The sequence below is a fragment of the Lentzea alba genome (assembly GCF_047445655.1).
Taxonomy (GTDB): Bacteria; Actinomycetota; Actinomycetes; order Mycobacteriales; family Pseudonocardiaceae; genus Lentzea; species Lentzea alba_A.
This window is the reverse complement of sequence record NZ_JAJAEG010000032.1, coordinates 22,212-44,029: the sequence shown is the minus strand read 5'-3', so window position 1 is coordinate 44,029 and position 21,818 is coordinate 22,212. Positions and strand designations below refer to the sequence as shown.

Here is a 21,818-nt window from a genome sequence, read left to right as displayed (position 1 = left end):
CTCGCGAACCCCCATTCGCCGACACCAGAAGCTATCCGGTGGACGCCCGGGATGCGGCGCGGTTGCCCGTCAGAGCGGCATTCCGTACGCGTAGGCCACCAGGTTCAGGCCGGGCAGCGGGGCCCAGTCGCGTTCTGGCAGGCGCGTGAAGCCGAGCCGTTCGTACAACCGGTGCGCCGCCGCCATCTTCTCCGACGACGACAGCACGACCTGGCCGATCCCGGCGGCGCGGGCGCGGTCGATCACCGCGCGCACCAGGGCCTCGCCGACGCCGCGGCCTCGTGCGGCGGCGGACACGGAGAGCATGCGGAACTCCAGCTCGCCTGGGCGGGAGATCTCGGCGTACGGGGTGCCTGGCAGCACGATCGTGACCGAGCCCAGCACGGTGCCGGAGCCCGCGGAGTCCACCGCATCTGAGCTGTTCGCGGCGCCTGAGGTGTCCACGGCTACCAGCAGTTCGGCGTCGCGGAACCTCGACGCGGCGTCGGCCAGGTGGTCGGCGTAGTCCTCGGTGCCTTCCAGGTAGCCGTCCACGCGGTACGCCTCGACTGTCACGGCGCCGATCGCCGGCAGGTCCGCCTCCGTGGCCGGGCGGATGATCAGGTCAGCCATCAGCGCCTTCCTCCTCGGTGATGGCCACCTCCCTCGCCGCGTCCGGGCCCTGCTCCAGCAGGACGCGGAAGCCCGCCTCGTCGAGGACCGGCACTTTCAGGGAGATGGCCTTGTCGTACTTCGATCCTGGCGAGTCGCCTACGACCACGAAAGAGGTTTTCTTCGAGACCGAGCCGGCCGCCTTGCCGCCGCGGGCCAGGATGGACTCCTTCGCCGAGTCGCGGGAGTACGACGTCAGCGAGCCGGTGACCACGATGGACAGGCCTTCGAGGTTGCGGGTGATCGACTCGTCGCGCTCGTCCTCCATCCGCACGCCGGCAGCGCGCCAGCGTTCGACGACTCCTTGGCGCCACGGCGTTTCGCGCCACTCGACGACGGCCGCGGCGATGGTCGGGCCCACGCCCTCTGCGCTCGCCAGGGCCTCTTCAGGAGCGGCGATGATCGCGTCCATCGAGCCGAACTGGAGCGCCAGCGCGCGGGCGGCCGTCGGGCCGACGTGGCGGATCGACAGCGCTACCAGCACCCTCCACAGAGGACGGTACTTGGCGGCTTCCAGGTTGTCGAGGAGCTTCAGGGCGTTCGCGGAGAGCTCGCCCTTCATCGTCTTGAAGCGCTCGATCTGCAGCAGGTCGTCGGCGTCCAGGTCGAACAGGTCGGCCTCGTTCGTGTACACCGTGGACTCGGTGATCGCGGCGGCTGCCTCGTAGCCGAGCACCTCGATGTCCAGCGCGGCGCGGGAAGCCAGGTACGCCAGGCGTTCGCGCAGCTGGCCGGGGCACGTCTCCGCGTTGGGGCAGCGGATGTCGACGTCGCCCTCCTTCATCGGGCGCAGCTCGGCGTTGCACTCCGGGCAACGCGTCGGCATCACGAACTCGCGTGCGTCGGCCGGGCGCGCGGCCAGGACCGGGCCGAGCACCTCGGGGATCACGTCGCCTGCCTTGCGGATGACGATGCGGTCGCCGATCAGCACGCCCTTGCGCTTGACCTCGGAGCCGTTGTGCAGCGTCGCGCGCGCGACCGTCGAACCGGCCACCTTCACCGGTTCCATCAGCGCGAACGGCGTCACGCGGCCGGTGCGGCCCACCTGGACCTGGATGTCCAGCAACGTCGTGGTGGCCTCCTCCGGCGGGTACTTGTACGCGATCGCCCACCGCGGCGCGCGCGAAGTCGTCCCGAGCCGGCGCTGCAGCGACACCTCGTCGACCTTCACGACCACACCGTCGATCTCGTGGACCGCGTCGTGCCGGTGCTCTCGCCAGTACTCGACCTTCTTGCGGACGTCCGCCGGGTCGGTGAGCACCTCGGTGTGCGAGGACACCGGCAGGCCCCACGACTTCAACGCCTCGTAGGCCAGCGACTGACGAGCGATCTCGAAGCCCTCGGTCTTGCCGATGCCGTGGCAGATCATGCGCAGCTTGCGGGACGCGGTGACCTTCGGGTCCTTCTGCCGCAACGATCCGGCCGCCGTGTTGCGCGGGTTCTCGAACGGCGACTTGCCCCGCTCGACCCGCGAGGCGTTCAAAGCAAGGAAGTCCTCGATTGCGAGGAAGACCTCGCCGCGCACCTCGACCAGGTCCGGCACCGGGAACTCGGCGGAGCCCTTCAGCTCCACCGGCACGTCTGAGATCGTGCGGACGTTCAACGTCACGTCCTCGCCCGTGCGGCCGTCGCCGCGGGTCAGCGCCCGCGTCAGCCGGCCCTTCTCGTAGAGCAGGTTGATCGCGAGGCCGTCGATCTTCAGCTCGCACAGGAAGTGCGTGCCCGAGCCGATCTCCTTCTGCACCCGCTCGAACCAGCCCGTCAGCTCGTCCTGGGTGAAGACGTTGTCCAGGCTGAGCATGCGCTCCAGGTGGTCGACCGCCTTGAACTCGGTCGAGAACGTGCCGCCGACCAGCTGCGTCGGCGAGTCCGACGTGGCCAGACCCGGATGCTCGGCCTCCAACGCCTCCAGCGACTTCAGCAGCGCGTCGAACTCACCGTCGGTGACGATCGGGTCGTCCAGCACGTAGTAGCGGAACTGGTGAGAGCGCACCTGCTCCGCGAGCACGGCATGCCGCTCGCGCACCTCTGCCGGGACGTCTTCAAGGCTCTCGGTGGTCACGTCACAAAGCTTAGTGACCAGGTCTGACAATTCCCGGAACCACTCAGTCGTCAGATGCCTGAGCCAGTGTCCGGACGAGTGAACGCAGCTCCACGAGGCTGATCGTGCCCTCCGGCTCCAGCTGCGCGGTCTCCACGCGCCGCAACCGCTCGCCCGCCAGCCGCTCGCCCAGCGTGACGTCCAGCGGCAGGAACGTCATCGTCTGCCGCTGCTGGTCGCTGAGCTCCGCCAGCGCCGGGTGGTAGACCGCCACGTCCACCACGTCACCGTCCACCTGGGCCACGATCCGGTAGTCGCCCAGCCGCAACCGCACGTCGCCGAGGTTCACGATCACCTCGGTCGGGTCCGGCACCGGCGGCACCGAGTCGTGGAACTCCCACACCATGTCCGTCGGCGGCGCGGCGGCGATCCACGCGTCGGTGTACGGGCGCAGCCGCGGGTCCTCCTGACCGGTGATCACCAGCGCGTACATGGCGAGATGGCCCTGTTCGAGCGAGAACAGCAGGTCCGGGTGCATCGTCGAGACGAGGTCCCGGATCTCGTCCTCGACCCGGTGCGGTTCGCCGTCGCCCAGCGCCGCGCTCACCACCGGTACCAGCTCGAACCACCGCTCCCAGAAGCGTTGCGCGGCTTCCTCCGCGTTCGGCAGGTGCGCGGGAGCAACGTCTTCGGCCTTGCGGCGGCGGAACCAGTTCATTCGCTCAAGCGTAGGGCTTGCGTCCGTCCGCCAGCATTTCGACGAACTGAGCGATGCGCCGTGCGCGCGTCTCCGGCCTCTTCGCGTCGTGCACGCGCAACAGCACTGCATACCTGTTCTGGCTGTTCAGCGTCTTGAACGCCTTAAGCGCCTCAGGGTTGGCATCGAGCGCCGCCTGCAGGTCGTCCGGCACCTCGATCGTCGCGGGACCGGCGTAAGCGGCCTCCCAGCGACCGTCCGCCTTGGCCTTCTCGATCTCCGCGAGCCCGGCCGGCAGCATCCTGCCGGCCGCGATCAGCTCCTCGACCTTGCCGCAGTTGCGCTTGGACCACTTGCTGCGCTTCGTTCGCGGCGTCCACCGCTGCGAGTAGTACTTGTCGTCGACGGACCGCACGAGCCCGTCGATCCACCCGTGGCACAACGCGATGTCCAGCGCCTCGTCGTAACTGATCGACCTGAGCCCCGAGCCCTTCTTGGCGTACTTGATCCACAGCTCGGTCTCGGTGGCGCCGTTCTCGTGCAGCCACGCGTCGAACTGCTCGGGCCCCTCGAAGACGATCAACGCACCCTCCTCAGGCACAACGTCAGGTCCTCATAGGGAACACCGAGTTCGGCCTCTTCGGGACAACTTTCTTTCGCCACGTCCACGACCTGCACGTTCACCCGCGGCGCCGCACAGTCGAACTTGGACACCACGGACCGCTGGATGTCCTCGGTGTCGATCTCGAAGCAGTCACCGGGCTCGGCGTTGGGCAGCAGGCACAGCGCAGCGTTGTGCCTGGTGTCGCGCAGCACCTTGTAGTCGCCGCGCGGGCACTCCCCGGAGGTGTTGGGGAGAACAGTCCCGATCTTCAACGCCGCTCTGCTGCCCTTGCAGTCGACGACGGTCAGGCCCAGGTCGTTCTCGCCGGGGCCGTTGAACTTCACGCAACTGCCTGTTGTGGCTTTGGAGTAGTCGGTGAGGAACATGGCGTCCGGCGCTGCTGGTGTCTCGGTCTCGTCGCCGCTGAACAACGCCCACAAGCCGACGTAGGCCAGCACGGCGAGTACGCACACGAGCACGGTCTGTCTCACGACCACGACGCGGATTATGGGGCTCAGTAGACCTTCACGCAGAGCAAGATCGGCGGCCACGGGTACCGGTGGGACTGGTTCGTCTCCTCCGGACACTTCGCCTGGAAGTCGTACGGCCCGGCCATCAGCACCTTGATCTGCGCCTTCGCCGTCGCGCACTCGACCTTCACCGCCTGCCCCATGTAGGCGTCGAAGCCGCTGACCTTCGCAAAACAGTCGCCGCTCACCGCGTTGAGGACCATGCACAGCCTCGGGGAGTTGTCGTCCTGCTGCAGCCAGATGTAGGCGTCCCCGTTGCGGCACGCCATCATCGGCTCGTTGTGGAACACCACCCGCTGACCCGCGTACCCGGTCCGGCAGTCGACCTTGAACAACGTGCCCTCGTCGTCCAGCCACACGCAGTCGCCGACCTGCGCTTCCGCCCACGTCACCAGCTCCACCGGCTTGATGCCGGTAGCGGTGCCCTTGAGCTTTTCCGGCCCGCCGAGCGCGAACCACCCCAGTGCGGCCACTACTACCGGCACCAGCAACGGCCACCAGCGCTTCATCTCCCCGCTCCCCCTCCCCCCCGCGGCGAATTATGAGTGGCGTTCCGTGCTTTGCCCAGACACAGTTCGCTGCATGCTGATCCGGCGGGAGACACCCGCAGACATCGACGCCATCCGCGAGCTCACGAACCTCGCGTTCGACAACCTCCCGTACGCGAGCGGGCAAGAAGCGGAGTTGATCGACTCGCTGCGTGCCGACGAGGGGTGGATCCCGGAGCTGTCGCTGGTCGAGGACTCGGTGCTCGGGCACGTCGTGTGCACGCGCGGGTACATCGGGGAGGTGCCGGCCTTGGGGCTTGGGCCGCTGAGCGTGCACCCGGATCATCAGCGGAGTGGGGTCGGGAAGGCTTTGATGCACGCGGTTCTGGGTGCGGCGGAGGCTCGCGGGGAGCGTGCGGTGATCCTGTTGGGCTCGCCGGACTACTACTCGCGGTTCGGGTTCCGGCTCGCTGCGGAGTTCGGGATCACGCCGCCGGTTGCCGAGTGGGCGCCGCACTTCCAGGCTCGGTTGTTCGGTGAGGTTCCTGGTGGGGCGTTCCGGTACGCGGAGCCTTTCAACCAGCTCTGAGCACCGTGCCGTCGGCCTGACGCGCGTGGACCGTGCCGTCAGCTTGCGCGGACACCGTGTCGATGAAGCGGGTGTCGCTCAACGGCTCCCAGCCCGCGCCCAGACGGTGGGCGCGGCCGTTGATCAGCGTGTAGAGGCCGACCGTCCCATCAGGACGGAGGACCGCCTCAGGGCTCTCGATCAAGCCTGAAGCGACTTCACGCCACGCTCCGGCCGCGCGGACCATGAGCGCACCTCCCGACCGGACGTACACCGCAACCGAGCCGTCAGCGTGAGCGATCGCGGACGGCTTGCCGACGGCGAACCCTGGCGGGCTCAGCGGAATCGATCCGGATCGGCCGACCCCCTGGGGGGAGCTACCCCCCATCCCAATCGTCGCAGAAGGGTCTGACAGTTCCGCGACGCTGCCGTCGGCCAGCACGGCATAAAGGGCGACCGTCCCATCAGGACGAAGAACAGCCTCCGGATCCCCAGCCACGCCCGCAGCCACCGCCCGCCACGCCCCATCAGCCAGCGCCATGACCACACCGCGATCGGTCCGAGCGAACACGAACCGACCAGCCACCGCAGGCCGTCCAACGAAGTCGCCAGCCGTGCTCAAGCGTTCGCGGCCAACCCAGACATCCCCGTCCTCCACCACATACACCGAAGCGGCGACAACCTCGGGCCCACCCTGCCAAGCCTGCCGCAACATCGCCGAAGCCCGCGGCAACGCCTCGTCATACCGCGAAGGACAGCAAGACCGCTGCACCGCATCGGCGAGCAACCCGGGCGTGAGATCCGGCCGGTCCACCTTCACCGCGTACTCGAAGAAGCGCCGCGAGGCGTGGGCGACGTCCATGATCTCCGCAGGCGTGCCCCACCCCATGGAGGGCCGCTGCTGGAACACGCCCAGCGAGTCCCGGTCGCCGCAGTCCAAGTTGTTCATGTGCGACTCGACCCACCCGGCCTCGAACCCGGCGAGCATGACCTTGTCGCTGACCTTCAACGACAAACCGACGGCGTGCACGATCCGGATCACGTCCGGGTCGTGCACGCCGGGCACTCGGCACAACACGTTCGACGGCAGGGCCTCAGCAGTACCAGCCGTCAGAAGCAGGAACACCAGCGCGAGCCTGAGCACAAGTCCGAATTGGACACCCAGGCTCGCGCCGGCGCCATTCAGGAGGTGGCGATCAGCGAGAAGCCGAGCACACCCGTCGCCGTGAAGTCGATGGCGGGCTCGGAGCTCGGCCACGACCTCAGATCGTCCGCGAACACGGACTTCGCGGAGTTGAACTCGAGCGTGTACGGCTTGGTGCAGTCCACCGAACCCGGCGGCATCTCGCCGAGGTCGCCGAACAGCGAGGCGTCGTTCGGGCCGTTGATCACGGCGCCTACCAGCACCTTCGAGCCACCGTTCGGCGAGCCGGACAGGTTCGCCGCCTGGTGGTGCGGGCACTCGGGGAACTTCGCGCCGACACCGACGATCAAGGAGGTTCCCCACGCGTTGGTGCCCAACGCAAACCCGCGCTGCTGGGTGCCGAACGTCTCGTACTCCTTCGAGCCAGTCAGCTTCTGGTAGAGCGCGGCGGTCGTGATGAACCCGAACGTGCGCGAGCCGACGTCCCAGGTCTCGACGTTGGCCGCGGTGCGGAACGGCGAGTTCTGAGCCGCTGCAGCACCTTGCGCGAGCTGGCGCTTGATGTCACCCACGACCTGCGCCTCGGTCACCTCGGCGCCCGGGATGCCCTTCTTCAGCAACGGGGCGAGGTCCGCGTGGCCGAGTGCGGAGATGTTGTAGACGTTCAACGTGTCTGGGTCACCCGTGGCCAGGAACTCCTTGGCCCAGTGCGTCGCGGCACGGGCGAACTGGCCGTAACGCTTGTCGTTCAACGCCTTCGCGGCCAGCGCGAGCTGGGTGGCGCCGAACTCCAGGTCGTCGGCCCAGGAGCCCTCGGGGTAGTACGCGTGCGGGAACGCCGTGACGAGCTCGCCGACGTTCTCGGTCTTGGCCAGCGCGAACAGCGAAGCAGCCTTGTTCAGGTACTCGCAGGCCAGCCGCGGGTTCCGATGAGCCTCGATCTGCGCGGCCAGAGCGAACGAGCCGGCCACTCGACCGACCAGGTTCGGGCTGATCTTCTCGCCGGCGACATTCGCACGGAAAACAGGCCGGTACTTGATGTAGTACTCGCTGTCGCCCGGCTTCACGTTCAGCTTGTCGTCGGCCTCCGGCAGGCGCCACACGTCGTGGTCGCCGACGAACCCGAACTCCTCGGAGCCGGTACCGATGCCGACCTGCGCGTAAAGCGTGCCGGTCTTCTCGTCCCACGCCTTGTCGAGCCACTTGAGGCCGAACTTGGCCTCCTCGTACAGCGCGGCGTTGTGCTTGTTGCGCAACGCCAGCAGCATCGACGCGGTCGAGTACGACGAGGCGTGGGTGAACTTCACGAAGTCGCCCGCGTCGAACCAGCCGCCTTCGAGGTCGACCTTGGCGCCCGTGGGCTTCAGCGGCGCCGCGATCTCGTCGCCGCCCTCGCCCTTGAACACCGGCTCCTCGTAGACCAGCGCCTCGCGGTCGGTGAGGTGCGCGGGCTTGCGGTTCAGGCGCCCCGGGATGACGTTCGCGCCGTCCCGCTGCGCCTGGAAGAACTCGACGGTGTTGTTCGCGACCGGCTGGAACAACCGCGACAACGTGTCGATCTTGAACGAGGTCGACACGGTCGAGCCGACCTTGATGCGGTACGTGCCCGGCGTCTTCACGCGGGAGAAGTCGATCGGGTGCACCGAGGGGAACTTGTCGCTCCACGAGCCCGTCGAGGCACCCGTCTTCCCGGTCAGCACGGTCCGGCCGCGGTTGTCGACGACCGTGAACGTGGTGTTCGCGGCCCCACCGAGCACGTACGCGTGCTTCGCCTCGATGGTGCCGAAACCGACCTGATCCAGCCTGATGTGTCCGGTGGGGGCTGCCTGAGCAGGCGCCACGACCACACCTGTGAGCACTGCGGCAACGAGAGCCGCACGTCTGATGCGCATGAGGGGAACTCCCGGTCCAGGCCTCGGCGGGCGGCCTACGGTTAAGAAAGTTTCCTAATAGTTCGCAGCAGACTAGCTCCACAAACCGGACATCACCAGCCCTCAGGCGGTTCCAAAAAGGCCGAGGAGAGATCACGGGTCAGCGACAGCGAACGCTTGACCCAGGAAGCCGTAGCGCCCGCTAGGCCGCACGTCGGCGTCGGCAGCGCCTGATCGGCGAGAATCGACCGCGGGAAGCCCAGCCGGTCGACCAGGGTGAACGCCCGCTGCCCGACGTCCTTCAACGTCACAGGTGCGCCGGGGTCCGTGCTCGGCACCAGCCCGAGCGCCAGCGTCGTGCCCGCCTCCCAGGTCTCACCGATCTCGTCGAGCGCGTCTGCACCCTTGATCAACGTCGCGTCGAACGCGATCGCCGCCGCGCCCGCCTCCCTCAGCAACGTCAACGGCGGGTGCGGCGCACAGCAGTGGACCAGCACCTCGTGCTCACTGAGAGCCTCGATCACGGTCGCGAGCACCGAGCGCGCGTCCGGTTCGGGCACCGCGGCCACCGTGCCGAGCTTCGACGGCGTCGGCAGCAGGCCCTGCAGCACCGCGGGCAGGCCCGGTTCGTCGAGCTGCACGACGACCTTCGCCTTGGTGCGCTTGGCGACCTCGGCGGCGTGCAGCTTGAGCCCCTCGGCGAGCGACTCGGAGAACTCCTTCACCGCGCCGCGGTCCGTGAGCACCCGATGGCCGCGCATCAGCTCGATGTTCGACATCAACGTCCACGGCCCGGCGGCCTGCACCTTCACCACGGAAGGCTGCGCGCCCGCCCGTTCCAAGGCCTCGTCGAACGCGTCCAGGTCACCGCGCATCAGGTCGACGGCGCGGCGGTGGTCACGACCCGGCCGCGGGTTCACCCGGTAGCCGGAGGTGATGACCTCGATCGCGAGGTCGACGAGCAGGCCGGCGGTGCGGCCGATCATGTCCGCGCCAACTCCCCGGCCAGGCAGCTCCGGGACGTGCGGCAGCTCCGGCAGCTCTCCGACGACAACCCTCGCCGCCTCGTCGATGTCGGTTCCGGGCAGCGATCCGATTCCAGTGGCTCCACGCACCCGCTGAATTGTTCCACTGTCCTGCAGACAAGAAAGGTCTAGACCCATTGACGCTATGGTCTAGGCCACTTACCGTGATTGAGCAGGCGCTCTCAGTACGAGCTCCTCATTGACGTGGTGTGGGAACGCGACGCGCCCCGCGTTCCCACACCACTCCCTTCCACCCCTGCCGGAAGGACCTCCGATGGCCCGCTTCGCCCTTTTCGCCGCCGGGGCCGCCACCGCACTGGTGGCCGGACTCGTCGCCATCGCTCCCGCCTCAGCCGCCGGCGAATCCGCCGTCTTCAGCCAGGACTCCTCCTGGAGCTCCGGCTACCAGGGCAAGTACACGATCAGCGCCGGCAGCACCGCGCTGAACGGCTGGAAGCTGGAGTTCGACCTCGCCGGCGCGTCACTCGGGTCCTACTGGGACGCCACGGTGACCAGCAGCGGCAACCACCACACGTTCACGAACCGCGACTACAACGGCTCGCTGCAACCCGGCGCGTCCGCGAGCTTCGGCTTCCTGGTGAGCGGCTCGGCGTTGCCGACGAACTGCAAGCTCAACGGCGTCCCGTGCTCGGGTGGCACGCCCACCTCGACCACCACCACGCCGCCGTCCACCACCACGACGTCCGATGTGCCGCCAACGCCCGGTAGCGCACGCGTCGCGCCGTACATCGACATCACGATGCCTTCGCCGTCACTGGTCGACGTCGCCAACGCGACCGGCCAGAAGGTCTTCACCCTCGCGTTCGCACTGGGTTCGTCGGCCGGCTGCGCACCCGCGTGGGGCGGCACGGTCGCGTTGAACGACAGCCGGATCATCAACGACGTGCAGGCGCTCAAAGCCCGCGGCGGCAGCGTGATCGTGGCGACCGGCGGCGCGATGGGCCCGTACCTCGAACACGTCTGCTCGACGGCCGACTCCCTCTACAACGCCTACGTGGCCGTGCTGGACGCCGTGGGGTCGAACAGCATCGACGTGGACGTGGAGGCCACGATCCCGCAGGCGATCGTGAACACGGCGCTGAAGCGGCTGCAGGACACCCGCGGCACCACCGTCAGCTACACGATGCGCATCCAGGGCCAGGACTACGGCATGGACCCGTACTCGGTCGACGTGCTGAAGGACGCAGCCGCCAAGGGCGTCAACGTGCTGGTGAACCCGATGCTGATGAACTTCGGCTACACGGGCAACTGGGGCGACGCGATGGTCGCCGCCTCCAACGCCACCCTCGGGCAGATGCGCGCCATCTGGCCGTCGAAGACCGACGCGCAGTTGAAGGCGTCGCTCGGTCTCACGCCGATGATCGGGCGCAACGACACCGGGATGACGACGACCCAGGCCGACGCGCGCAAGGTCCTCGACTACGCGCGGGCCAACCACGTCGGGCGGATCGCGTTCTGGTCCGCCGGCCGTGACAACGGATCGTGCCCCGGCGGCGGGGTTTCGCCCACCTGCAGTGGAATCTCGCAGGCGAACTGGGAATTCACGAACATGTTCAAGGTCTACACGGGCTGACCAGGCAAACCTGGGCGAAGATGCTGCCCATGAAGTACACCGTCTCGATCGAGATCGCTCTGCCGCTGGAGAGGGTGGCCCAGCTGCTCGCCGACCCCGCCCACATGCCGAAGTGGCTGCGGGGTCTGGTGGTGCACGAGCCGCTGAGCGGGGTGCACGGGCACGTCGGCACCGAGTCGCGGGTCGTCATGCAGATGGGGCAGCAGAAGTTCGAGGGCACCGAGACCATCACGCGCCGGGAACCGGAGGACCTGAGCGAGATCCCGGCGGGGAGCGTCGTTCACTTCGAGCGCGAGATCGTCGGCGACGGCATGTGGAGCGCCGCGCGCGAACGGCTGACCGAAGCCGGGCCGGAGACGACGCTCTGGGTGAGCGAGAACGAGTACCGGTTCAGCGGCGTGATGATGCGGCTGGTGGGGTTCCTGATGCCCGGCGCCTTCCGCAAGCAGTCGCTGCAGCACATGGAGGACTTCAAGGCGTTCGCCGAGCTGGGGCAGGACGTCCGCGGTAGCTGAACCGGGTGAATGCACGACGAGCCGCTAACAGCACGGCCCAGGTCACCGACCACCTGATCGGACGTGGACTTTTCTTTCTGACCAACCATCAGGAGAGTCCCGTGATCAGATCGGTTCGAAGGTCCATCGCTGTCGTCTGCCTCGTCATCTCAGCAAGCCTCTGGACGGTTCCCGCCGCCCAGGCCGCACCACACTGGACGGTCCAGGAGTGCCACTTCGACCTGCACGCGTACTGGCTGCCGAAGCAGGTCACGTCCGGCATCTTCATCAGCTGCACCACGACCGCGGACCGGAACCAGCAGATCAACGACGCGTTGGCGAGCGGTATCCCGACCCGGATGTCCAACGCGCTGCAAGCGGCTCTTCGGCAGAACGCGGACACGTTCCTCACGCCGGATTCGCCGTGCGAACCAGGGCAGGAAGCCGCGATGGGTGACGCCTACGCGAAGTGCGTCGGCTGACCCTGCCGCGGAGTGAAGGCCGGTGCGGGGGCTCCCCCGCACCGGCCCTCGTTATTTCGTCCGAGGCTTCTAACAGCCGCTGCAGCACCCGCAGCCCGGACCCGTGCACGAGCCGCAGCAAGAGCATCCAGCCATGATGACCACCTCCGATGTTGAGCGATCAAGCATTCGGACGGTAGGGCTCGGCCGACGCCGCGTGACACCACCGCCAGGGTGATTACGCTGCCACGAATGAATGGTCCTGCGGAGATGCTCGCCGCCGACAAGGCCTCGACCGCGCTCGGCATCACGCCGGTCGAGCTGCGCGACGGGTACGCGTTGCTGCGCATGGCGGTCACCGAGAACATGATCAACGGCCACGGCATCGCCCACGGCGGCTACGTCTTCCTGCTCGCGGACACGGCGTTCGCCTGCGCCTGCAACAGGGCCGGGTCCGTCACCGTCGCCGCCACGGCCGAGATCGACTTCATCAAACCCGTGCACGAGGGCGACGAGCTGGTGGCGGAGGCGGTGGAACGGACCCGGTTCGGCCGCAGCGGGATCTACGACATCACGATCAGGCGAGGGACCGAGATCGTGGCCGAGTTCCGCGGTCGCTCACGGACCCTGCGCGCCTGAGGCCGGCGAACTGCAGCGCGGCGAAGACGAACACGGCCAGCGCCTGCATCAACACCAGCCCGACGCCGGCATCCGTGAGCGGGAACCACTTCAGCTCGGCCGTCAGCACACTGTCCACACCCCACACCGTGTTGCCGATGATGACGAGCAGCACCATTCGGCGATCCGGCACGGAACGCATGCCGAGCGAGAAAACACCCACGCCGTAGGCGACGAAGAAAATGCCGACCCCGACCAACCACGGCATGGGAAGCCCGATTTCCGGACGCAGGGCCAGGGCGAGCACGCCCATCGTGAACGAAGCGACACCGTCGAGTTTCAAGGCGAATTTCAACATGACCCGACCATGGCCGCCCAGACGCTGCCAGAACCACGTCAAGCGCTGCCAACTCCTGCCATCAGGTCCACCGCGACCAGCCGCGCGGCAGCGTTCTGCCAGTTGTGGAGGGTGCGCTCAGGCACCTGTGTCACAAACCACTGCAGCGCGCGCCGATCCTCCGCGTCGAGGTCCTCACGCTTGGTCCGCACCGAATACGGCCGAATCCCCTTGACGTAGTAGAAGTACAGCGCGTTGTAATAACGCCATTCATCGCTCGTGCCGAAATCGCCACCAGCGGGCTTGAGTCGCTGAATGCTGGTCAGCAACAACACCTTCAGCTCAGCGGCCCGATCAAGCGGCGGCCCGGGTTCCGTCAAAGCGATCAACGGACTCGCGACCAACTTCCCGAGATCGCCGTAGTGACTCAACGCCTTCCGCGTCAGCCGCGCGAACTCCGTCTCGTCCTCAGTGATCAACGGCCGCCGCTTCGGCAACGACTCCACGGCTTCCCGCAGCTCGGCCCGCTCGGCCGCAACAGCAGGCACCGCAAGCCGGTCGACCACGGCAGCCAGCGGGTTCGCCAGCACCTGCACCGCGATCGCCGCCGCAACCGTCGTGTACACGAGCAGCTCAGGCCCACCGAAGAAGACCACCTGCGACCCGAACAGCACCGCCGTGAACCCGGCGATCACCAACGACCGCAGCATGTCCGCCCGGATCGCCTCACCTTCCTCGACCGCATCGGTCACCGCGACCAGCACACCGAACACCACCACGTCGAACCCGAGCGACGGCAACGTGATCGCGTCAGGCAGCAGACCGAGCAGAAACGCGCCCGCCGACAGGCCGAACATCACTCCGACGAGTGAAAAGTAAGTGCGTTTCCTTATGGCTAGCACCGTCGCCACGGCCAACGGGAGCAACACGATCCACGGCAACCAGAGCGAGATGATCAAGAACGGCACCACCGCGAAGATCCACCACCGGATCAACGCCGGCCGGACCAGCAGCAGGATTGCACCCGTCCAGGCCAGCGCCGGTAGCCCGACGAGCACCGGATGTGGCACGACGACCACCGCCGCGTAGGTGATCAGTCCAGAGCCCGCCCACCACAGCAACGGCTTGCGCGGATCACGGGCGAGCAGGTACAGCCCCAACCACCAGGCGAGGCCGGAGACCAGCAGCGATAGGCCAAACACAGGTCAAAGCTAGCCCTACCTGCGAAACTAATCTTCATGCCGGTAGAGCTGACGCTCCACAAAGCGGCCGACGAGTTGCAACAGGGCGATCTCGCCAACGTGCTCAGAGCACGTCAGCGCATCGCCGGACTCGTGGGCACGTACCCGCACCGGCTGGATCTGCGCGAACGCCTCGCCGAGGTCTACCGCATCCTCGGCCAACCCGCCCAGGCCGGTCGCTGGACCTATCTGGCCGAAGACCGCGACCCTGAGGAAACCATGGCCTTCGAACGCGCCTACCGCCGCGCCGAGGCCAGACTCGTGGCGCTGAACTGGCAGGGCCGCGTGGACGAGGCCCCAACCGAAACCGCACGAACCCGCCTGGCCTCCCTCTACCTGGAAGCCCGGGTCGAACTGCAACACGAACTGGACGCCACCCCGAACGAGGAAACGTCCTGGGGGGCGTGCCTGATCGTGATGGTGGGCGGCACCTTCGTCCTGGTGTGTTTCCTGCTGGGCATCGTGACTCTCGCCCAGTTCTTGTGGAAGCTGGTGTCATGAGAACGCTGTCGCAGTACGTCCGCCGCACCCCGGTCATGCACGTGCAAGTAGACGGCCGCCCGCTGGTGTTCAAACTGGAGCACCTCCAGCTGACCGGCTCGTTCAAGATCCGCGGCGCACTCAACAAACTTCTCTCGCTCAACGTGTCCGAAGTGGTGACCGCATCCGGCGGCAACCACGGCATCGCCGTAGCCCAAGCCGCCCACCTGCTGGGCGCACACGCCACCGTCTTCGTCCCGGTGACCGCCCCCGAAACCAAAACGAGCCGCATCGAAGCCTTGGGCGCCAAGCTGATCCGCCACGGCACCACCTACGCCGAAGCAGCCACAGCCGCCCGCGCTTTCGGCCTCACCTACATCGAGGCCTACAACGACCCAACGGTCATCGAGGGCCAGTCCACAGTCACCCGGGAAATCGTCGAGGACGCGCCCGAAGTGGACACCATCGCGATCGCAAGCGGTGGCGGCGGCCTCATCGCAGGAGCCGCGCTGGCCTCCGGCGGGCGACTGATCGTCAACGTAGAACCCGAGAACTGCTGCGCGGTACACCGCGCCCTGGCAGCAGGCGAACCAGTGGACGGCCCGGTCAACTCCATCGCCGCCGACGCACTGGGCGCCACCCGCGCAGGCGAGAACAGCCTGGAAATCCTGCAGCAGCACAACGTCACGTCTGTGCTGGTGTCCGATGAGGAGATTCTCGCGGCACGAGACCGCCTGTGGGCAGAGTTCCGGCTGGCGGTAGAACCGGCGGGCGCCACGGCATTCGCAGCGTTCCTCAAGGGCGAGGTACCGGGCGAGCTGCCGTGCGTACTGCTCTGCGGCGCCAACTCGGAGTGGCAGCCACGCTGATCTTCCGCGACGGCGGAGCCGAGCCGTCACGGACTCGAACCCGCCAACGCACCAGGGGACGACCTACGAAACCGACGCGACCCCAGCCACCGTGACAATCGAAACAGACTCCCCGGTGATCGGCCCACCCTGCCAATCCCCGTACTGCCCCTCAACGACAAACCCGGCCTCAACGAGGAACTCGTTGAGCACCCCGACCTCAAGAAACCGCAACGAAGCCCGATCCCTATGCAGAAGCTCACCACCACGCGAGGTCAACTCAGCAACGGCCACCACACCGTCCTCAACGCTCTCGACCTCGTAGCTGACCGTCAACCCGTCAACCTCGATCTCAGCAAGCGGCCACTGCTCCCACTCACGAGCAGCGGGATACCGCGTGTCGAACGCGAACCGCCCACCAGGACGCAACGAATTCCTGATGGCCCGCAACGACTTCCGCAGCTCATCATCAGTGACAAAGAACTGGAACGCGTTACTGGACATCACAGCAAGGTCAAACTCGGCAACCCAGATCGAATCCTCAGCCCGAGCCTGCACCCACTCAACGTCCGACCGAACCCGAGCCCGCTCAAGCGAAGCCAAATCCGGATCAAGCCCGACGAACCGCCCAACATGCCCGCGCTCCCGAGCAGCGATCAACATCTGCCCGGTCCCACACCCGACGTCCAGCACATCCCGAGCTTCATCAACAAGCGCGTCATAAAACGCCGCATCACCCCCACCCCAGGGGTTCAGCTTGTCGTAAAGCTCCGCAACATCAGCATCAGTGAAGCTCACTGCGCTCACCGCGTAGCATCGATCGTCGCACTGGCCAGCACGATGTCCCCCAAAGCATCCTCGCGATAGATCGCCACAGCCTGCCCAGGAGCCACACCCTTCAACGGCTCCCGCAGCGACACCTTCAACACCCCGTCGACAAGCTCGGCAACAGCCGGCGCAGTCCCCCCATGCGCCCGAACCTGAGCAACACACTCAACGGGCCCATCCAGCTCCACGTGCGCAACCACCGCGGAAGCCGAAATCCCAGTCACCGCAAGCTTCTCAGCCGACCCAACCCGAACGTTCCCAGAAACCGGCTCCAACGCCAGCACGTACCGAGGCCGCCCATCAGGAGCGGGCCCGTCAATCCCAAGCCCCTTGCGCTGCCCCACCGTGAACTCGTGCACGCCGGCGTGGCGCCCCAGCACCGCCCCGGTCTCGTCATCGATGAGCAACCCGGGCCGAGTCTCCATCCGCCCGGCCAGGAACTTCTGCGTGTCCCCGTCCGGGATGAAGCAGATGTCGTGGCTGTCCGGCTTCTTGGCAACAGACAGCCCACGCGCAGCAGCCTCAACCCGCACGTCGTCCTTGTTGGTGTCCCCCAACGGGAACATCGCGTGCGCGAGCTGATCGGCCGTCAACGAAGCCAGCACGTACGACTGGTCCTTACCCAGATCGGCCGACCGCCGCAGCTCCGGACGCCCGTCCACGAGCTCAAGCCGCGCGTAGTGCCCCGTGCAGACCGCGTCGAACCCCAGAGCGATCGCCTTGTCCAGCAGCGCCTCGAACTTGATCCGCTCGTTGCAGCGCAAACAGGGGTTGGGCGTGCGCCCCGCCGCGTACTCCGCGACGAAGTCCTCCACGACCTCCTCGGTGAAGCGCTCGGCGAAGTCCCAGACGTAGAACGGGATGCCCATCAGGTCCGCGGCGCGGCGGGCGTCGTGGGCGTCTTCGATCGTGCAGCAGCCACGCGCGCCGGTGCGCAGGGTGCCGGGCTTCGCCGACAACGCCAGGTGCACGCCCGTCACGTCGTGCCCCGCTTCGACGGCTCGTGCCGCCGCCACCGCGGAGTCGACACCACCGCTCATCGCCGCGAGGACCTTCACTGCTTGACCACCTTCCGGTTACGCCTCATGCCTGCCAAACCTGCCGTACGTGCGCGTTCGACCACCGGGCCGATGACCGACGCAAGTTTTTCAACGTCCTCGGACGTCGACGTATGCCCCAGCGAGAACCGCAGCGATCCACGGGCCAGCGCGGGTTCGACGCCCATCGCCAGCAGCACGTGCGAAGGCTGCGCGACACCGGCCGTGCACGCGGAGCCCGTCGAGCACTCCACGCCCTGGGCGTCGAGCAGCATCAGCAGGCTGTCGCCCTCGCAGCCGGGGAACGTCAGGTGCGCGTTGCCGGGCAGCCGGTCCACCGGGTCGCCGTTCACGATCACGTCCGGCACGACCGCGCGCACCCGCGCGATCAGCTCCTCGCGCAAAGCCGCCAGCTCGGCCGCACGCGCTTCCTGCTCGTCCACCGCGATCCGCACCGCACGGGCCAGACCGACGATCGACGGCACGTCCAACGTGCCGGAGCGCACGTCACGTTCCTGACCACCGCCGTGCAGCAGCGGCGCGCACTTCACGTCACGCGCGAGCAACAGCACGCCCACGCCGTACGGGCCGCCGACCTTGTGGCCGGTCATGGTCAGCGCGGAGGCGCCGGAAGCGGCGAAATCGACCGGAACCGCACCCACTGCCTGCACCGCGTCCGTGTGGAACGGCACGCCGCGATCAGCACAAACACGCGCGATGTCGTGCACCGGGTTGATGGTGCCGACCTCGTTGTTCGCCCACATCGTCGTGACGAGCGCGACGTCGTCAGAGGAGTCCAGGGCCTCCGAGACGACCTCGGTGGAGACCCGGCCGAACCGGTCGGTCGGCAGCCAGGTGATCTCGGCGCCCCGCTGCTCGAGCCACTCGACGGCGTCCAGCACCGCGTGGTGCTCGACGGCCGAGGCCAGGACGCGGCGCTTGCCGGAGGCCCAGTAGATGCCCTTTACCGCGAGGTTGTCGCTCTCCGTGCCGCCGCCGGTGAACAGCACCTCGGACGGCCGGGCGCCCAGGGCGTCGGCGATGGTCTCGCGGGCCTCCTCGATCGCACGCCGCGCCCGCCTGCCTGAGGTGTGCAGCGACGAGGCGTTGCCCGTGGTGGACAACGCCTCGGTCATCGCCGCGACCGCCTCGGGGTGCATCGGGGTCGTGGCAGCGTGGTCGAGATAAGCCATCAGGCCTCAAGGGTAGCCCGCATGCGGGGCCCGGTCAGAATCGCTCCCACCACGGCCAACGCCGCCATCGACAGGTTCAGCACCACCACGCCCGCGGTCGGCGCGGTGGCCACCACGACGACACCGCCGAGTCCGATCATGGTCGCGGAGAAGAGCATGTCCGAGATCTGCAGCGCCGCCGAGTTGAACCCGCGGTCTTCCTCGGGCGACGCGGCCATCATCAGCACGCCGACGCTGGACGTCGCCATGCCCATGCCGGCACCCGCGATGGCCCACAGGAGCAGCGTCGCCCAGGCCGGACCCCACGTGGGTGCGATGAGCGTCACGGCCGCGATGCCGGTCGCGACGAACATGAAGCCGACGCGCACGAGGGTGTAGCGCTCGATCTCGGGGTGCCGTGACGCCCACATCGACGCGCCGGCCCAGCCCAGGGCGCTCAGGGTCAGCGGGAGGCCCGCCTCCAGCGGCGAGTAGCCGTGGACGACGGTCAGCGTCAACGGGATGAAGCCCTCGACCGCGAAGAACGTGCCCGCGAGCAGACCGCGCGCGAGGATCGTGACGGGGAGGCCGCGCCGGGCGATCAGCGTGCCCTTCGGCAGCAGGATGCGCAGCGCGGACGCCAGCAGCAGCAACGCCACCGCGAGCAGCCACCACGTGCGGTGCTGCAGCGCCCAGCTCAGGCTCGCCACGCCCACACCGACCGCCACGGCGGCGATGGGCAGGTACTTGCGCTGTGGAGGCGTCGCGTCGTGCGGCGGCAACGACCTCAACACCGGGATGAGCAACACGCTGCCGAACACCACGAGCGGCACGATCGCGAGGAACACCAGCCGCCAGCTCAGGTGCTCGGTCGCCCAGCCCGCGACCGCCGGGCCCACCAGCGACGGCACCACCCACGCCGCGGCCAGCGCGCCGAAGACCGCGGGCCGGTCGTTCTCGGGGTAGGCGAGCGCGATCACCACGTAGATCGCGACGATCAGGAAACCCGCGCCGAAGCCCTGCAGCGCGCGGCCCACCAGCAGCACCGTCATGGTCTCGGCGACACCCGCGACGACCAGGCCGGAGAGGAACAGGGTGACGCCGATCAGCACCGCGGGCTTCGGTCCGCGCCGGTCGGAGAGCCGCCCGGAGAAGACGGTGGCGATGACGCTCGCCGCGAGGTTCGCGAGGAACGGCCACGCGTAGAGCGCCTCGCCCTTCAGCTCGTGAACCATGGTGGGCATCGCGGTGCCGACCCCCATCGCCTCGAAGGCGAGCAGGGTGACCAGCAGCAGGATGCCCGTCGTGGGCCAGCGTCGGTCAGGCGACCAGAGGCGAGACGGGACGGGCGCGGTGAGTGTCACCCGTAGATGGTGCAATCTCCAGTTCGGTCGAGGTCAAGCGGTTTGCTTGCTCTTCGGCAAGTTTCGCCAGTTCCCGGCGCGACGCGGCACGACCGGGTGCGATCTCGTCGAGCACGTGCACCTCGACGACCAGTCCCTTGACCTTCAGCACCCGCCGGATGGAGTCGACGAGCGTGTCGCTGCCGATGAACGCCGGCTGCGTGCTCACGTGGTCACCGATCCGGTAGCGCAGCACGATCGGCCGCACCGGCACACCGGCGTCGAGCGCGGCCTGGAACAGCGCCGGCTTGTAGCGCCCGGACGCGAGCCCGCACCACGTGGTGCCCTCGGCGTGGATGCCGACCGCACTGCCGCTCCTGAGCGTGGTCGCCAGCTCCTGGACCGTCTGCGGCAGCTCACGCAGCTTCTCGCGGTCGAGGTAGACCGTCCCGGCCGCCGTGATGATCTTGCCGAGCACCGGCCAGCTCTTGATGTCCTTCTTGGCGACGAGCCGGATCGGCTGCACCGAGTCGATCGCGAGCTCGTCCAGCCACGACACGTGGTTGCTCGCGACGAGCACACCGCGCTCCGGGATCTCCTGGAACCTCCGCGCGCCGTGGACCTGGAGCCTCACCCCGAACGCCCTCAAGACCGCGTGGAACCAGAGCCGGATAGCGTTCTCACGCTGCCTGCTGGGCAGCAGCAACGCGAGCGCGATCGTCACGCCGCACAGAATCGCCGTGACGGCCGTGACCGCGCGCCAGACCTGCCGCAGCCCGCTGACGCTGTCATGTGCCGAGTTGACGCACCCGTCACCACACGGCGACGAAGGCATCCAGGCGTGACTCATGCCGTCTCCCCCAGGAAGAACTTGAGGTAGCGCTGGTCCACGTGATCCATGCCGAGCAGGATGAACAGGTCGGCGACCCCGAAGTCCGCGTCGAGCGCGGGCCGCCCGCAGATCTTCGCGCCGAGCCGCAGGTACCCCTTGAGCAACGGCGGCACCACGGTCTTGTCCGGCCGCGCGATCTGGTCGACGTCCCACGGGTTGTGCGGCGTGACGCGGTACTGCTCGGGCGCGTAGTGCTTGGCGTGCACCGTGTCCCACACTCCAGCGGCGAAACTGCCACCGTCCTGCAACGGAATGCTGGCGCACCCGACGAGCCACTTGTGCCCGCTCAGCAACATGTACCGCGCGATGCCGGCCCACACGAGGCTGACGACAGCGCCGTTGCGGTGGTCGGGGTGCACGCAGGACCGTCCGGTCTCAACGGTGGTGTGGCGGATGTCCTTGAGGTTGCTCAGGTCGAACTCGCCGTCGCTGTAGAGCCGCCCGGCTTCCTTGGCGCGCTCCGGCGGCAGCATCCGGTACCCGCCGACGATCTCGCCGGTCCGGTCGTCACGCACCACCAGGTGGTCGCAGTGCTCGTCGAACTCGTCGACGTCGTGGCCGGGCACGCTGGTGTGCAGCGTCGCTCCCATCTCACCGGCGAACACCTCGTAGCGCAGTCTCTGCGCGGCGACGACTTCTTCGCTGTCGCGGGCGACGAGGAGGGAGTAGCGGGGGGCGTCCTCGCCCTGCTGGGCGGGGGTGCTGACAAGCAGTTCCGGCTGCGTCATGCGAACCAGGGTGAAGCCGGATTGGCGAATGACAGCAGGTCAGAACGATGACGCCTCAGTGGCAGTCGGGTTAACCGCTGGTGGTCTGCTCGCCCGGGCGGGTGATGGGGGGTCGCCCGGAGTTGC

The 21,818-nt window shown here is 67.8% G+C and carries 24 protein-coding genes; 7 read left to right on the top strand and 17 right to left on the bottom strand.

Annotated elements, in window-relative coordinates:
• Positions 1–69: 69 nt before the first annotated feature.
• From LFM09_RS39350 to LFM09_RS39325, 6 genes are read right to left on the bottom strand one after another with little or no spacing between them, the layout of a single operon-like run.
• Entirely contained in the window at positions 70–612 is a 543-nt protein-coding gene (locus LFM09_RS39350) for a GNAT family N-acetyltransferase (RefSeq protein ID WP_414101727.1), read from the bottom strand.
• The gene (gene ligA, locus LFM09_RS39345) at positions 605–2,713 is read right to left on the bottom strand and encodes an NAD-dependent DNA ligase LigA (RefSeq protein ID WP_414101726.1); all 2,109 of its coding nucleotides are present in this window, start codon (positions 2,711–2,713) and stop codon (positions 605–607) included. Before ligA ends, LFM09_RS39350 begins: the two co-directional genes overlap by 8 nt.
• 43 nt (positions 2,714–2,756) lie before the next feature.
• The gene (locus tag LFM09_RS39340; protein WP_414101725.1) at positions 2,757–3,410 is read right to left on the bottom strand and encodes a hypothetical protein; all 654 of its coding nucleotides are present in this window, start codon (positions 3,408–3,410) and stop codon (positions 2,757–2,759) included.
• A 4-nt stretch (positions 3,411–3,414) separates the two neighbouring features.
• Positions 3,415–3,990 carry a YdeI/OmpD-associated family protein gene (locus LFM09_RS39335; RefSeq protein ID WP_414101724.1) on the bottom strand — a complete coding sequence of 192 codons (576 nt, stop codon included), beginning with the start codon at positions 3,988–3,990 and terminating at the stop codon, positions 3,415–3,417.
• Positions 3,969–4,490, bottom strand: coding sequence for a hypothetical protein (locus LFM09_RS39330; RefSeq protein WP_414101723.1), 522 nt, complete (start codon positions 4,488–4,490; stop codon positions 3,969–3,971). Before LFM09_RS39330 ends, LFM09_RS39335 begins: the two co-directional genes overlap by 22 nt.
• 17 nt (positions 4,491–4,507) lie before the next feature.
• The gene (locus LFM09_RS39325; protein ID WP_414101722.1) at positions 4,508–5,032 is read right to left on the bottom strand and encodes a hypothetical protein; all 525 of its coding nucleotides are present in this window, start codon (positions 5,030–5,032) and stop codon (positions 4,508–4,510) included.
• Between the two features lie 73 nt (positions 5,033–5,105).
• Here LFM09_RS39325 and LFM09_RS39320 point away from each other — a divergent pair, with 73 nt between their 5' ends.
• Positions 5,106–5,600 (top strand): GNAT family N-acetyltransferase, encoded by a 495-nt coding sequence (locus tag LFM09_RS39320; protein ID WP_414101721.1) that lies wholly within the window; start codon positions 5,106–5,108, stop codon positions 5,598–5,600.
• On the opposite strand, the gene LFM09_RS39315 is transcribed toward LFM09_RS39320, so the two are convergent.
• From LFM09_RS39315 to LFM09_RS39305, 3 genes are all read right to left on the bottom strand, one after another.
• The gene (locus LFM09_RS39315; RefSeq protein WP_414101720.1) at positions 5,587–6,705 is read right to left on the bottom strand and encodes a hypothetical protein; all 1,119 of its coding nucleotides are present in this window, start codon (positions 6,703–6,705) and stop codon (positions 5,587–5,589) included. The two genes, LFM09_RS39320 and LFM09_RS39315, sit on opposite strands and share 14 nt — an antisense overlap.
• 56 nt (positions 6,706–6,761) lie before the next feature.
• Entirely contained in the window at positions 6,762–8,615 is a 1,854-nt protein-coding gene (locus LFM09_RS39310; protein WP_414101719.1) for a glycoside hydrolase family 9 protein, read from the bottom strand.
• A 92-nt stretch (positions 8,616–8,707) separates the two neighbouring features.
• The gene (locus LFM09_RS39305) at positions 8,708–9,757 is read right to left on the bottom strand and encodes a methionine synthase (protein ID WP_414101718.1); all 1,050 of its coding nucleotides are present in this window, start codon (positions 9,755–9,757) and stop codon (positions 8,708–8,710) included.
• 136 nt (positions 9,758–9,893) lie between these two features.
• Here LFM09_RS39305 and LFM09_RS39300 point away from each other — a divergent pair, with 136 nt between their 5' ends.
• The 4 genes from LFM09_RS39300 to paaI all read left to right on the top strand — a co-directional run bounded on the left by LFM09_RS39300 (position 9,894) and on the right by paaI (position 12,807).
• Entirely contained in the window at positions 9,894–11,213 is a 1,320-nt protein-coding gene (locus tag LFM09_RS39300) for a cellulose binding domain-containing protein (RefSeq protein ID WP_414101717.1), read from the top strand.
• 29 nt (positions 11,214–11,242) lie between these two features.
• Entirely contained in the window at positions 11,243–11,728 is a 486-nt protein-coding gene (locus tag LFM09_RS39295) for an SRPBCC family protein (RefSeq protein WP_414101716.1), read from the top strand.
• 101 nt (positions 11,729–11,829) lie between these two features.
• Positions 11,830–12,189, top strand: coding sequence for a hypothetical protein (locus LFM09_RS39290; RefSeq protein WP_414101715.1), 360 nt, complete (start codon positions 11,830–11,832; stop codon positions 12,187–12,189).
• A gap of 231 nt (positions 12,190–12,420) precedes the next feature.
• Entirely contained in the window at positions 12,421–12,807 is a 387-nt protein-coding gene (gene paaI / locus LFM09_RS39285) for a hydroxyphenylacetyl-CoA thioesterase PaaI (RefSeq protein ID WP_414101714.1), read from the top strand.
• On the opposite strand, the gene LFM09_RS39280 is transcribed toward paaI, so the two are convergent.
• On the bottom strand, positions 12,746–13,186 hold the full coding sequence (locus LFM09_RS39280) for a hypothetical protein (RefSeq protein WP_414101713.1): 441 nt from the start codon (positions 13,184–13,186) through the stop codon (positions 12,746–12,748). The two genes, paaI and LFM09_RS39280, sit on opposite strands and share 62 nt — an antisense overlap.
• Positions 13,183–14,325 carry a hypothetical protein gene (locus LFM09_RS39275; protein ID WP_414101712.1) on the bottom strand — a complete coding sequence of 381 codons (1,143 nt, stop codon included), beginning with the start codon at positions 14,323–14,325 and terminating at the stop codon, positions 13,183–13,185. Before LFM09_RS39275 ends, LFM09_RS39280 begins: the two co-directional genes overlap by 4 nt.
• 36 nt (positions 14,326–14,361) lie before the next feature.
• Between LFM09_RS39275 and LFM09_RS39270 the strand changes: the two genes are divergently transcribed.
• Together LFM09_RS39270 and LFM09_RS39265 are read left to right on the top strand one after the other, a co-directional pair.
• On the top strand, positions 14,362–14,865 hold the full coding sequence (locus tag LFM09_RS39270; protein ID WP_414101711.1) for a DUF6584 family protein: 504 nt from the start codon (positions 14,362–14,364) through the stop codon (positions 14,863–14,865).
• Positions 14,862–15,713, top strand: coding sequence for a serine/threonine dehydratase (locus LFM09_RS39265; protein WP_414101710.1), 852 nt, complete (start codon positions 14,862–14,864; stop codon positions 15,711–15,713). The genes LFM09_RS39270 and LFM09_RS39265 overlap by 4 nt, the downstream gene beginning before the upstream one ends.
• Positions 15,714–15,776: 63 nt before the next feature.
• On the opposite strand, the gene LFM09_RS39260 is transcribed toward LFM09_RS39265, so the two are convergent.
• The 6 genes from LFM09_RS39260 to LFM09_RS39235 are packed head-to-tail and all read right to left on the bottom strand — an operon-like array spanning position 15,777 to position 21,692.
• Positions 15,777–16,490, bottom strand: a complete 714-nt coding sequence (locus tag LFM09_RS39260) for a class I SAM-dependent methyltransferase (RefSeq protein WP_414101709.1) — start codon at positions 16,488–16,490, stop codon at positions 15,777–15,779.
• 5 nt (positions 16,491–16,495) lie between these two features.
• The gene (mnmA, locus tag LFM09_RS39255; protein WP_414101708.1) at positions 16,496–17,578 is read right to left on the bottom strand and encodes a tRNA 2-thiouridine(34) synthase MnmA; all 1,083 of its coding nucleotides are present in this window, start codon (positions 17,576–17,578) and stop codon (positions 16,496–16,498) included.
• Positions 17,575–18,750, bottom strand: coding sequence for a cysteine desulfurase family protein (locus LFM09_RS39250; protein WP_414101707.1), 1,176 nt, complete (start codon positions 18,748–18,750; stop codon positions 17,575–17,577). Before LFM09_RS39250 ends, mnmA begins: the two co-directional genes overlap by 4 nt.
• The gene (locus LFM09_RS39245; protein ID WP_414101706.1) at positions 18,750–20,093 is read right to left on the bottom strand and encodes an MFS transporter; all 1,344 of its coding nucleotides are present in this window, start codon (positions 20,091–20,093) and stop codon (positions 18,750–18,752) included. The genes LFM09_RS39250 and LFM09_RS39245 overlap by 1 nt, the downstream gene beginning before the upstream one ends.
• Positions 20,050–20,922: a lysophospholipid acyltransferase family protein gene (locus LFM09_RS39240; protein WP_414101705.1), complete on the bottom strand. Its 873-nt coding sequence runs from the start codon at positions 20,920–20,922 to the stop codon at positions 20,050–20,052. Before LFM09_RS39240 ends, LFM09_RS39245 begins: the two co-directional genes overlap by 44 nt.
• A complete protein-coding gene (locus tag LFM09_RS39235) occupies positions 20,919–21,692 on the bottom strand; it encodes a GNAT family N-acetyltransferase (protein ID WP_414101704.1) in 774 nt (257 codons plus the stop codon). Before LFM09_RS39235 ends, LFM09_RS39240 begins: the two co-directional genes overlap by 4 nt.
• Between the last annotated feature and the right edge of the window lie 126 nt (positions 21,693–21,818).